This window comes from Rhodothalassium salexigens DSM 2132 (assembly GCF_004341375.1).
Classification (GTDB): domain Bacteria; phylum Pseudomonadota; class Alphaproteobacteria; order Sphingomonadales; family Rhodothalassiaceae; genus Rhodothalassium; species Rhodothalassium salexigens.
In genome coordinates, this window is record NZ_SLXO01000007.1 from 42,879 (window position 1) to 55,251 (window position 12,373).

General features: G+C 67.8%; 9 protein-coding genes. 8 read left to right on the forward strand and 1 reads right to left on the reverse strand.

Annotated elements, in window-relative coordinates:
- Positions 1-3: 3 nt before the first annotated feature.
- The 7 genes from sucD (at position 4) to polA (ending at position 11,164) form a co-directional block, all read left to right on the forward strand.
- A complete protein-coding gene (gene sucD, locus EV659_RS09845) occupies positions 4-879 on the forward strand; it encodes a succinate--CoA ligase subunit alpha (protein ID WP_132708713.1) in 876 nt (291 codons plus the stop codon).
- Between the two features lie 65 nt (positions 880-944).
- Complete coding sequence (locus tag EV659_RS09850; RefSeq protein ID WP_132708714.1) at positions 945-3,899, forward strand: 2-oxoglutarate dehydrogenase E1 component; 2,955 nt, start codon at positions 945-947, stop codon at positions 3,897-3,899.
- A gap of 6 nt (positions 3,900-3,905) precedes the next feature.
- Entirely contained in the window at positions 3,906-5,573 is a 1,668-nt protein-coding gene (gene odhB, locus EV659_RS09855; protein ID WP_132708715.1) for a 2-oxoglutarate dehydrogenase complex dihydrolipoyllysine-residue succinyltransferase, read from the forward strand.
- A gap of 152 nt (positions 5,574-5,725) precedes the next feature.
- Entirely contained in the window at positions 5,726-7,135 is a 1,410-nt protein-coding gene (gene lpdA / locus EV659_RS09860; protein WP_132708716.1) for a dihydrolipoyl dehydrogenase, read from the forward strand.
- A gap of 46 nt (positions 7,136-7,181) precedes the next feature.
- Positions 7,182-7,403, forward strand: coding sequence for a zinc-finger domain-containing protein (locus EV659_RS09865; RefSeq protein WP_132708831.1), 222 nt, complete (start codon positions 7,182-7,184; stop codon positions 7,401-7,403).
- A 16-nt stretch (positions 7,404-7,419) separates the two neighbouring features.
- Positions 7,420-8,319 (forward strand): ATP-grasp domain-containing protein, encoded by a 900-nt coding sequence (locus EV659_RS09870; protein WP_132708717.1) that lies wholly within the window; start codon positions 7,420-7,422, stop codon positions 8,317-8,319.
- Between the two features lie 64 nt (positions 8,320-8,383).
- Entirely contained in the window at positions 8,384-11,164 is a 2,781-nt protein-coding gene (gene polA, locus EV659_RS09875; protein ID WP_132708718.1) for a DNA polymerase I, read from the forward strand.
- A gap of 40 nt (positions 11,165-11,204) precedes the next feature.
- Here polA and EV659_RS09880 read toward each other — a convergent pair whose 3' ends face one another.
- Entirely contained in the window at positions 11,205-11,597 is a 393-nt protein-coding gene (locus EV659_RS09880; protein ID WP_165878826.1) for a PAS domain-containing protein, read from the reverse strand.
- Positions 11,598-11,940: 343 nt separating this feature from the next.
- Between EV659_RS09880 and EV659_RS09885 the strand changes: the two genes are divergently transcribed.
- Positions 11,941-12,237, forward strand: a complete 297-nt coding sequence (locus tag EV659_RS09885; protein ID WP_132708720.1) for a hypothetical protein — start codon at positions 11,941-11,943, stop codon at positions 12,235-12,237.
- Positions 12,238-12,373 lie beyond the last annotated feature (136 nt).

Consider the following 12,373-nt stretch of genomic DNA (forward strand, 5'->3'; position numbering starts at 1 on the left):
GCCATGGCCATCCTCGTCGACAAAGACACCAAGGTGATCTGTCAGGGCTTCACCGGCGCCCAGGGCACCTTCCATTCCGAACAGGCGATCGCCTACGGCACCCAGATGGTCGGCGGCGTCACGCCCGGCAAGGGCGGCACCAAGCACCTGGACCTGCCGGTGTTCAACACCGTCGCCGACGCCCGCGACGCCACCGGGGCCAATGCCAGCGTGATCTATGTGCCGCCGGCGTTCGCCGCCGACGCGATCCTGGAAGCCATCGACGCCGGCATCGAGTTGATCGTCACCATCACCGAGGGCATCCCGGTGCTCGACATGGTGACCGTCAAGCGCGCGCTCAAAGGCAGCAATTCGCGCCTGATCGGCCCCAACTGCCCCGGCGTCATCACCCCCGACGCCTGCAAGATCGGCATCCAGCCCGGCCATATCCACAAAAAGGGCAAGGTGGGGATTGTTTCCCGCTCGGGCACGCTCACCTATGAAGCGGTCGCACAGACCACGGCGGCCGGGCTTGGCCAGTCCACCTGCGTGGGCATCGGCGGCGACCCGGTCAATGGCACCAGCTTCATCGACGTGCTGTCCCTGTTCCTGGACGACGACGAGACGGAGGCGATCATCATGATCGGCGAGATCGGCGGCTCGGCCGAAGAAGAGGCCGCCGCCTTCCTGGCCCAGCACCCGGTCAAGAAACCGACCGTCGGCTTCATCGCCGGGCGCACCGCGCCGCCGGGGCGGACCATGGGCCATGCCGGTGCGATCGTCTCGGGCGGCAAGGGCGGCGCCGAAGACAAGCTGGCGGCCATGCGCAAGGCCGGCATCACCGTGGCGGACAGCCCGGCGTCGCTGGGCACCACGCTACTCGACACCATGAGACATTAGAGGCGGTAAACGGGGACGCGCGGCCCCGCCCCCGAACGGGGTCGCCCGCGTCCGAGAAAGGCACCATGGCACTGGATCACGATCCACAGGAGGCCCTCGAAGGAGTATCCTCCACCTTCGTCGAAAACCTGTATCAACGGTATGGCGACGACCCCGACGCCGTCGGCGAGGATTGGAGGGCTGTGTTCTCCCACCTCGAAGACGGCGCCGCCCGGGCGGCGGCCCAGGGGCCCAGTTGGGCCCGGCACGACGACTGGCCGCCCAGCCCCGACGACGACTGGACCGCCGGGCTCGACCCGACCCGGATGACACCCGAGCCCAAGCCCCGGGCGACCGAGACCCCGGCCAAGGCAGCGGCCGCCGCCGCCGGCCCATCGCCCGCCGAAGTGCGCGCCGCGACGCTCGATTCGATCCGGGCGCTGATGATGATCCGTGTCTATCGGGTGCGCGGTCACCTGATCGCCGACCTCGACCCGCTGCGGCTCGAAGAGCCCCTGCACAACCCCGAGCTCGACCCCGAGAGCTACGGTTTCGGCCCCCAGGACCGCAACCGGCCGATCTTCATCGACAATGTGCTCGGGCTTGAAACCGCGACCATGGACGAGATCGTGGCGATCCTGCGCCGCACCTACTGCGCGTCGGTGGGCGTCGAGTTCATGCACATCAACGAGCCCGAGGAAAAGGCCTGGATTCAGCAGAAGATCGAGGGCCGCGAGAAAGAGATCCAGTTCACCGTCGAGGGCAAGCGCGCGATCCTGAAAAAGCTGATCGAGGCCGCCCATTTCGAGACCTTCCTGGCGAAGAAATACATCGGCACCAAGCGCTTCGGCCTCGACGGCGCGGAAGCGATCATCCCGGCGCTCGAAGGCATCATCAAGACCGGCGGCCAGCACGGGCTGAAGGAGATCGTCCTCGGCATGCCGCACCGCGGCCGGCTCAACGTGCTCGCCAATGTGATGCTCAAGCCGTTCCAGCAGATCTTCCACGAGTTCCAGGGCGGTACCCACCACCCCGAGGACGTGGAGGGCTCGGGCGACGTGAAGTACCATCTGGGCACCTCGGCGGACCGCGAGTTCGACGGCAATGTGGTGCACATGTCGCTGACCGCCAACCCCTCGCACCTGGAAGCGGTCGACCCGGTGGTGCTGGGCAAGGCGCGCGCCAAGCTCACCCAGCGCGGCGACCACAGCCAGGAGCAGGTGTTGTCGCTGCTGCTGCACGGCGACGCCGCCTTCTCGGGCCAGGGCCTGGTGGCCGAGTGTTTCTCGTTCTCGGGCCTGCGCGGCTACCGCACCGGCGGCACCGTGCACTTCGTGGTCAACAACCAGATCGGCTTCACCACCAGCCCGATCTACGCGCGCTCGTCGCCCTACCCGTCCGACATGGCCAAGATCGTCCAGGCGCCGATCTTCCACGTCAATGGCGACGACCCCGAAGCGGTGGTCTATGCCACCAAGCTGGCCACCGAGTTCCGCCAGAAGTTCAAGCGCGACGTGGTGGTGGACATGTTCTGCTACCGCCGCTTCGGCCATAACGAGGCCGACGAGCCGAGCTTCACCCAGCCCTTGATGTATGCGGCGATCCGCAACCACCCGCACGTGATCGACATCTACGCCAAGCGGCTGGTCGACGAGGGCGTGGTGACCCGGGACGAGGTCGACGGCTGGGTGCGCGACTTCACCAACCTGCTGGAAGACGCCTTCGACGCGTCCAAGGACTTCCGCCCCAACCGCGCCGACTGGCTGGAAGGCCGCTGGCGGGGGCTGAAGCGCCCGCGCCTGGAGGAACGCCCGGCAGCCCGGCGCGCCGAAACCGGCGTCGACGCCGACACCCTGCGCCGGATCGGCGACACGATCACCACGCTGCCCGAGACCTTCCACCCCCATAAGACGCTCAAGCGCATCCTCGGCGCCAAGGAGAAGATGTTCCACAGCGGCACCGGCTTCGACTGGGCGACCGCCGAGGCGCTGGCGTTCGGCAGCCTGCTCGACGAGGGCTATTGGGTGCGCCTGTCGGGCCAGGATTCCGGCCGCGGCACCTTCTCGCAGCGCCACGCGGTCTATGTGGACCAGAAGACCGAGGCCCGGCACATCCCGCTGCGCCACGTCAACAAGAAGGCCCATTTCGAGGTCCTGGACAGCCCGCTCAGCGAGTTCGGCGTGATGGGCTTCGAGTACGGCTTTTCGCTCGCCGAGCCCAATGCGCTGGTGCTGTGGGAGGCCCAGTTCGGCGACTTCGCCAACGGCGCGCAGGTGATCATCGACCAATTCATCTCGTCGGCCGAGGTCAAGTGGCTGCGCATGTCGGGGATCGTGCTGCTGTTGCCCCACGGCTATGAAGGCCAGGGCCCCGAGCACAGTTCGGCGCGGCTGGAGCGCTTCCTGCAACTGTGCGCGGAAGACAATATGCAGGTCGCCAACTGCACCACGCCGGCGAACTATTTCCACATCCTGCGCCGGCAACTGCACCGCGACTTCCGCAAGCCGCTCGTGCTGATGACGCCCAAGTCGCTGTTGCGCCACAAGAAATGCGTGTCGAGCCTGGCCGAGATGGGGCCCGGCACGCAGTTCCACCGGGTGCTCTACGACGACGCCGACATGCAGCGCCATTCGACGCTCAAGCTGACCCAAGACGACCGCATGCGCCGGCTCGTGCTGTGCAGCGGCAAGGTCTATTTCGACCTGCTGGAAAAGCGCGACGAGGCCGACCTGACGGATGTCTATCTGGCCCGGGTGGAGCAACTCTACCCCTACCCCCACGAGGCGGTGCTGGAACTGCTGGAGCGGTTCGCCAATCTGGACAGCGTCGTCTGGTGCCAGGAGGAGCCCCAGAACATGGGCGCCTGGCGCTTCATCGAACCGTTGCTGGAAGAGACCATGACCCAGGCCGGCAGCAAGGCCGGGCGGCCGCGCTATGCCGGACGCAACGCCGCCGCCGCGACCGCCACGGGTCTGGCCTCCACCCACAAGCGCCAGCAGGACGAGCTGGTCGCGCAAGCACTCGATCTGACAAGGAGTTAATCGTCCATGGCTGAGGAAATCCGCGTGCCGGAACTGGGTGAGTCGGTCACCGAAGCGACCGTCGGCACCTGGCACAAACAAGTGGGCGACCCGGTCGAGGCCGACGAAGTGGTCGCCGAACTCGAAACCGACAAGGTGGCCATGGAAGTGACCGCGCCGGTGGCTGGGACGATCAGCGAACTGGTCGCCGCCGAAGGTGACACGGTGGAAGTGGGCGCGCTGATCGCCCGGGTCGAGGCCGGCGACGGCAAGGCCGCCCAAGGCCAGGCGCAGACCAAGGCGCCAAGCCCGGCGCCCGCCGCCAAGGGCGATGGCCAAGGCGAGGATCAGGGCGAGGGTCAGGACGACCAAAAGCCCGGCGCCTCGAACGGCGGCGGCCGCGAGGTCGAGGTCACGATCCCGGAAATGGGCGAGTCGGTGACCGAGGGCGAATTGGGTTCGTGGCTCAAACAGGAAGGCGACCGGGTCGAGGCCGACGAGGCGATCGCCGAGGTGGAAACCGACAAGGCCGCCGCCGAGATCCCGTCGCCGGTGGCCGGCATCGTGGTCAGCCACCTGGTCGCCCAAGGCGCCAGCGTGGCGGTCGGCAGCGCCATCGCCGTGGTCCGCGAAGGCGCCACGGCCCAGCCCGCCACGACCCAGCCCGCCCCTGCCCCGGCGCCGAAAGCCGCCGCCAGCCAGGCCGCGACGCCAACGCCGAGCGACAAGCCGGCCGGTGCGGCGCGGTCGGCCAGCCGGGCGCCCAGTAGCCGCGGCCCAGCCCCAGACCAACACCCGGACCAACCCATGGCGCCGGCGGTGCGCCGGCTGGTCGACGAGTACAACCTCGACCCGGCGTCGATCGCCGGCACCGGCAAGGACGGGCGCTTGACCAAGGGCGACGTGCTGACCGCGCTCGACCAGGGCACGGCGCGCAAGAAGGGCGCGGCCAAGGCGCCGGCGCCTGCCCCGGCGGCGGCCGCCGCCGGCCCGGCGCGGCCGGAAGAGCGCGTGCCGATGACCCGGCTGCGCAAGCGCATCGCCGAACGGCTGAAGGACGCGCAGAACACCGCCGCCATGCTGACCACGTACAACGACGTGGACATGACCGAGGTGAACAAGGCGCGCAAAGGCTATCGCGAGCTGTTCGAGAAGAAGCACGGCGTGCGGCTCGGCTTCATGTCGTTCTTCGTCAAGGCGTGCTGCCTGGCGCTGCGCGAGGTGCCGGCGGTCAATGCGCGCATCGACGGCGACGAGATCGTCTATCATAACTATGCCGACATCGGCGTCGCCGTCTCGGCCCCGCAAGGGCTGATCGTGCCGATCCTGCGCAACGCGGAATCGCTGTCCTTCGCCGACACCGAAAAGACCATCGGCGATTTCGGCCGGCGGGCGCGCGACGGCAAGATCGGCGTCGCCGAAATGCGCGGCGGCACCTTCACCATCTCCAATGGCGGTGTGTTCGGCTCGTTGATGTCGTCGCCGATCATCAACCCGCCGCAATCGGCGATCCTCGGCATGCACCGGATCGAGGAACGCCCGGTGGTCCGTCAGGGCCAGATCGTCGTGCGACCGATGATGTATCTTGCCCTCAGCTACGACCACCGCTTGATCGACGGGCGCGAAGCGGTCACCTTCCTGGTCCGCGTCAAGGACGCGATCGAGGACCCGAGCCGCCTGCTGCTCGACCTCTGATCGGCGCCCGGTGCTGCTGGTCCCCTGCCCTTTCCTGGCGCCTGTGCCAGGCGGGGGCGGCGGCCGGCACTGGCGCGTGCGGGACGGTATCCGCGGGCGACGGCACCGAGACCCCGGCAATCCGAACGAACACAACACGAAGGACACACCCCATGGCGGACAACTATGATGTGGTGGTGATCGGCGGCGGCCCGGGCGGCTATGTGGCCGCGATCCGGGCCGCGCAATTGGGCCTTAAGACCGCCTGCGTGGAAATGCGCGGCGCGCTCGGCGGCACCTGCCTCAATGTGGGCTGCATCCCGTCGAAGGCGCTGCTGCACGCCTCGCACCTCTATCACGAGGCCAAGTCGGGCCAGCTGAGCGACTGGGGGCTGGCCTTCAAGGGGCTCGACCTGGACCTGGACGCCATGATGGCGACCAAGGACAAGTCGGTGAAGGAACTGACCGACGGCGTCGCCTTCCTGCTGAAGAAGAACAAGGTCGAGTGGATCAAGGGCCGGGCCAGTTTTCAGGACAAGAAGACCCTGAGCGTGGCGCTGAGCGACGGCGGCAGCCGCACCATCGGCTTCAAGAACGCGGTCATCGCCACCGGCTCGCGGGTGACGCCCTTGAAGGGCGTCGAGCCCGACGGCGAGCGGGTGATCACCTCCACCGAAGCGCTGAGCCTGACCAAGGTGCCCAAGCATCTGCTGGTGATCGGCGGCGGCTATATCGGTCTGGAGATGGGCTCGGTGTGGCGCCGGCTGGGTGCTGAGGTGACGGTGGTCGAGTATGCCGACCGCATCCTGCCGCATATGGACCAGGACCTGGCGAAAAACTTCACCCGGCTGTTGAAGAAGCAGGGCTTCACGCTCAAGACCAAGACCAAGGTCACCGGCGTCGAGGTCCAGAAGACCCAGGCCAAGGTGACCGTCGAGCCCGCCAAGGGCGGCACGGCCGAAGAGATCAAGGCCGACCTGGTGCTGCTGTCCATCGGCCGGGTGCCGAACACCGAGGGCCTGGCGCTCGACAAGGCCGGGCTCGCCACCGACGAGCGCGGCCGGGTGCCGATCGACCGCGACTTTGCCACCAAGGTGCCGGGCATCTGGGCGATCGGCGACGTGGTCGAAGGCCCGATGCTGGCCCACAAGGCCGAAGACGAGGGCATGGCGGTGGCCGAGACCATCGCCGGGCTGACCGGTCAGGTGAACCACGACCTGATCCCGTCGGTGGTCTACACCCACCCCGAAATGGCCAGCGTCGGCAAGACCGAGGAGCAGTTGAAGGCCGCCGGGGTCGACTATCGCGTCGGCAAGTTCCCGTTCCAGGCCAACAGCCGCGCCAAGGCCAACCGCGACACCGACGGCTTCGTCAAGATCCTGGCCGACAAGGCGACCGACCGGGTGCTCGGCGTCCACATCATGGGCTCGGAGGCCGGCACGATGATCGCCGAAGCCACCATGGCGATGGAATTCGGCGCCTCGGCCGAGGACATCGCGCTGACCTGCCACGCCCACCCGACCCATTCCGAAGCGGTCAAGGAAGCGGCCCTGGCGGTTCACGACCGGCCGATCCATATTTGACCGATCCGTCCCTGTGTCCGGTTCAACAGAGGAAGCCATGAGCGCCATGACCCTCGACGCCCCCGAAACCGTTGTCGTCACCGACCGTCGCATCGCCTGCGACGGCGGCCCCAACCCGGCTCTCGGCCACCCGCGGGTGTTCTTCACCATCCCCGACGAGGGCTTCATCGACTGCAATTATTGCGACCGCCGGTTCGTGCTCAAGGGCGGCCCGGCCGACACGCCCGAGGCCGCCCAGGGTGGCCGCGAAACCGGCAATACCGCCTGACCCCGCCCGCACGCCCATGACGCTCAATCTGGCTTATCTGGCGTGCCGGGAAACCCTGCCCGGCTCGCCCCACCGACGCGCCGACGCGTTCGAGCACGACCAGACCGTGGCTTGCCTCGACGCCGCGCTGCAGGCACAGGGCGGACGGCTTTCGGTTCACGCCTGGGACGACCCGGACGTGGACTGGGGCGCCTATGACGCCGCCCTGATCGGCACCACCTGGGATTATCAGGACCGCCCGCAGGCGTTCCTGCGCACCCTGGAGCGGATCGCGGGGCGAACCCGGCTGGCCAACCCGCCCGAGCTGGTGGCCTGGAACCTGACCAAGACCTATCTGCGCGACCTGGAAGCGCGCGGCGCGCCGGTGATCGAGACCCTGTGGCTCGACCGGCCCGATCCAGCCAGTTGGGCCGCCACCCTGGCCCGGGCCTTCGACCGGCTGGGCTGCGACGATCTGGTGGTCAAGCGCCAGACCGGCGCCAACGCGGTCGGGCAAAGCCGCCACCGGCGCGGTAGAGCGCCCGACGGGCCGGCGCCCGACGGGCCGGTGATGATCCAGCCCTATCTGGCCACGGTGGCGAGCGAGGGCGAAATCAGCTTCGTGTTCGTCGCCGGCGCGCTGAGCCACGCGCTGGTCAAGCGCCCGGCACAAGGCGACTATCGCGTGCAGTCGTCCTATGGCGGGCGCGAAGAGACGCTCAGCCCCGAGCCCGCCGACCGCGCCGCTGCCGCCGGCGTGCTGGCGCTGCTCGACCAGACGCCGCTTTATGCGCGCGTCGACATGGTGCGCGACCGCCAAGGCGGCCTGCGGCTGATGGAGTTGGAGTTGATCGAACCCTTCCTCTACCCGCTTCAGGGGCCCGACTTGGGGGCGCGCCTGGTCGCCGCCCTCGACCGCCTGCCGGCGGTCGCCTGAGACCCGTCAACGACGGGCGCCAACCGACTGGCGCGGCCCCGGAGGCCGCGCTACAAGAGCGGCCATGACACAGACAGCGCGCAACCATCTCTACCTGGTCGATGGGTCCAGCTACATCTTCCGGGCCTATCACAAGCTGCCGCCCATGACCCGGGCGGACGGCACCCCTGTGAACGCCGTCTACGGCTTCACCACCATGCTGATGAAGCTGGTCCAGGACCTCAATGACGGCGTCGCGCCGACCCACCTGGCGGTGATCTTCGACGCCGCCAAGCACAGCTTCCGCAACGACCTCTACGACCAGTACAAGGCAAACCGGCCCGAACCGCCCGAGGATCTGGTGCCGCAATTCCCGCTGATCCGCGAGGCGGTGCGCGCCATGTCGCTGCCGTGCATCGAGTTGCAGGGCTGGGAAGCCGACGACATCATCGCCACCTATACCACCCAGGCGCGCGGCCTGGGCTTCGACGTGACCATCGTCAGTTCCGACAAGGACCTGATGCAGTTGGTCGACGACCATGTGCAGTTGTTCGACACCATGAAGAATGTCCGCATGGGCGCCGACGCGGTGCAGGACAAATTCGGCGTCGGACCCGACAAGGTGGTCGACGTGCAGGCCCTGGCCGGCGACAGCGTGGACAATGTGCCGGGCGTGCCGGGCATCGGGGTCAAGACGGCGGCGCAATTGATCCACGACCATGGCGACCTGGAAACCCTGCTCGCCAATGCCGAGGGCATCAAGCAGAAGAAGCGGCGCGAAAACCTGATCGCGTTCGCCGACCAGGCGCGGCTGTCGAAGAAGCTGGTGCAACTGGCCTGCGACGTGCCGCTCGACGACGCGCTCGACGCCCTGGCGGTGCACGCACCCGACCCGCACAAGCTGCTGGCGTTCGTCGACGCCAACCAGTTCAAGTCGCTGCGCGCCAAGGTGATCGCCGCCGGCGGCCTGGACGACGCCGATGACGCCGGCGCCCAGACGGGCGACGCGGCGGAATACACCGACCAGACCGACTATGAGTGCGTCACCGACATGGCCGCGCTCGACCGCTGGATCGCCGAGGCGCGCGAGGCCGGCACGGTGGCGGTGGACACCGAGACCACCGGGCTGAACGCCATGACCGCGCGGCTGGTGGGCGTGTCCTTGTCGGTGGTCGCCGGGCGCGCCTGCTATATCCCGCTGGCCCACCGGGCGAGCGAGGGGCTGGCGCTCGACGGCGACGGCCCGGCCCAGATCGACAAGGCCAGCGCGCTGGCCGCGCTCAAGCCGCTGCTTGAAGACCCGGCGGTGCTCAAGGTCGGGCAGAACATCAAGTACGACCTGCAAATCCTCGCCCATGAGGGCATCGCCGTCAGCCCCTTCGACGACACCATGCTGGAGAGCTATGTGCTCGACTGCGGGCGCCACGGCCACGGCATGGACGAACTGGCCAAGCTGCACCTCAGCGTCACGCCGACGCCCTACAAGGCGGTGGCGGGCATCGGCAAGAAGCAGGTGACCTTCGACCTGGTGCCGCTCGACAAGGCGACCCACTATGCCGCCGAAGACGCCGACATCACCGGCCGCCTGCACCGATTGTTGAAGCCGCAACTGCCCAAGGCGGGGCTGCTGACCGTCTACGAGACGTTGGAGCGCGGCATGCCGGCGGTGCTGCAGCGCATGGAACGCCACGGCATCAAGGTGGACCGCCAGGCGCTCAGCCGCCTGTCAGGCGACTTCGCCCAGCGCATGGGCGCGCTCGAAGCCGAAATCCACGAACTGGCCGGCGAAACCTTCAACATCGCGAGCCCGAAGCAACTGGGCGCGATCCTGTTCGACAAGATGGGCCTGCAAGGCGGCAAGAAGGGCAAGACCGGCGCCTATTCCACCTCGGCCGACGTGCTGGAGAAACTGGCCGCCGAGGGCCACGACCTGCCCGCCCGGGTGCTCGACTGGCGCCAGCTCTCGAAGCTCAAATCCACCTACACCGACGCGCTGCAGGACGACATCCACCCCGAAACCGGGCGCGTGCACACCAGCTTCTCGCTCGCCGGCACCACCACCGGCCGGCTGGCATCCACCGACCCCAATCTGCAAAACATCCCCGTGCGCACCGAGGAAGGCCGCGAGATCCGCAAGGCGTTCGTGGCCGAGCCCGGCCACCGGCTGGTCGCCGCCGACTATTCGCAGATCGAGTTGCGGGTCTTGGCCCACATGGCCGGCGTCGACGCGCTGGTCGAAGCGTTTCGCGACGGCCAGGACATCCACGCGATCACCGCCTCGCAGGTGTTCGACGTGCCGGTGGACGGCATGGACCCGATGGTCCGGCGCCAGGCCAAGGCGATCAATTTCGGCATCATCTACGGCATTTCGGGCTTCGGGCTCGCCAACCAACTGGGCATCCCACGCGCCGACGCGCAGCGCTATATCGACGCCTATTTCGAGCGTTTCCCCCAGATCCAGGACTATATGGAACGCACCAAGGCCCAGGCGCGCGAGCAGGGCTATGTGGAGACCCTGTTCGGCCGGCGCACCCACACCCCGGCGATCAAGTCGAAGAACTGGCAGGAGCGCAGCTTCGCCGAGCGCGCGGCGATCAACGCGCCGATCCAGGGCACGGCGGCCGACATCATCCGCCGCGCCATGCTGCGCATGGAGGCGGCGCTGAGCGACGCCGGGCTCGACGACGTGAAGATGCTGCTGCAGGTGCACGACGAACTGATCTTCGAGATCGCCGAAGACCGCGTCGACCGGGCCATCCCGGTGATCCGCGAGACCATGGAGACGGCGTGCGCGCCGGTGCTGGACCTGGCGGTGCCGCTGGTCGTCGACTGCGGCAGCGGGCAAAGCTGGTACGAGGCCCATTGAGCCTCTCCGCCTCGCCCCGGCGACGCCCGCATAAGCCCGGTCAGGGCCAGGGCGTGCCGTCGCGATGGCGGAAGAAGGCGATGCCGAGCAGCAGGGAGACCTCGGCCGCGTCGCGGTGCTGGGTCAGCGGCAGCATCAGCCGGTCGTAATGCACCGGCGCAGGCACCGGGCGCCAGGTCATCACGTCTTCGCGATAGACCGGTCGGCCGGTGCCCTTCACCCGATCGATATCGCGACGCAAGGGGTTGGCCTGGCTACGGTCCGGCAACAGATCCGATAACCGCATCCCGGTAATCTCGCGGCCGTATAACTGACGGTAATGATCCCCCGCAAACCGCAGATAGACGTCCCCGTCGCCCTCGATCTGAGCTAGATAAAGAGACGGCGAAAACCGGAAGAACTGAAGCGGGTCCAACTCTTTACGGGACGGCACGCCGCCGGTTTCCTGACAGCGACAAAACCAGCGATTGGCCGCATCGTGAAACGCATCGGGGCACCGGTCGGGCAAATCCGTCGGCCGGTTCAAATCAAGGCAAAAAGGTTGACGGAACCCCTCATCCATCATCGAAACACTCACTCACAAAGGCTTCAAGGTCCCCCGGCGATCACGCGCGGAGTCTGGAAATGGCATCGATTGCAAAACACTTAAACCCTCCCCCCGATCTTTTTTATCGATAAATCCAGTCTTATTCGATCAGAACAATCTGGGCGGGTTCTTGACCGGGTCAGGCCGAGCTTCTAGCGTCGGCCTTTCTGGTCACCGAGGGAGGCGCCGCGTGTTTCGTCAGGGCCTGATCGTTCTGTGTCTTGGCCTGGCGCTGGCCGCCTTGGGCGCCGAGGCGACCGCAAGGCTGAGCCAGCACGGACCGGTCACGGTATGGCAGGCGCTCTACCGGCTCGATCCGACCGGACTGACCGCCGCAAGCGACCATGCCATCACCGGCATCCCGGGGGTCTGGTCCGGCGCACTCCGGCCGCTCTTGTCGCTACCGCTTTGGGCGGTGTTCCTGATCGCCGCCGGCTTCGCTTGGCTGTTGCCTCGGCCACGCCGACGCAAGATCTTCAAGCCCTAAGCGCCGGCCGGGTGCGCGGTCTTCCCCCCCATCACCGGCCCCCGATAGCCGGATAGCGTCCCAAAGGCCACCCGGTCCACCGCGCGCCCTCCGCGGGTCGGCGGTCCGCGCCCTCGCATGGTCGGCGGACGGGCGC

What these genes read in the sequence shown, in the direction of transcription:
- sucD (WP_132708713.1), top strand. Translation starts at nt 4, where the DNA reads ATGGCCATCCTCGTCGACAAAGACACCAAGGTGATCTGTCAGGGCTTC.
- EV659_RS09850 (WP_132708714.1), top strand. Translation starts at nt 945, where the DNA reads ATGGCACTGGATCACGATCCACAGGAGGCCCTCGAAGGAGTATCCTCC.
- odhB (WP_132708715.1), top strand. Translation starts at nt 3,906, where the DNA reads ATGGCTGAGGAAATCCGCGTGCCGGAACTGGGTGAGTCGGTCACCGAA.
- lpdA (WP_132708716.1), top strand. Translation starts at nt 5,726, where the DNA reads ATGGCGGACAACTATGATGTGGTGGTGATCGGCGGCGGCCCGGGCGGC.
- EV659_RS09865 (WP_132708831.1), top strand. Translation starts at nt 7,182, where the DNA reads ATGACCCTCGACGCCCCCGAAACCGTTGTCGTCACCGACCGTCGCATC.
- EV659_RS09870 (WP_132708717.1), top strand. Translation starts at nt 7,420, where the DNA reads ATGACGCTCAATCTGGCTTATCTGGCGTGCCGGGAAACCCTGCCCGGC.
- polA (WP_132708718.1), top strand. Translation starts at nt 8,384, where the DNA reads ATGACACAGACAGCGCGCAACCATCTCTACCTGGTCGATGGGTCCAGC.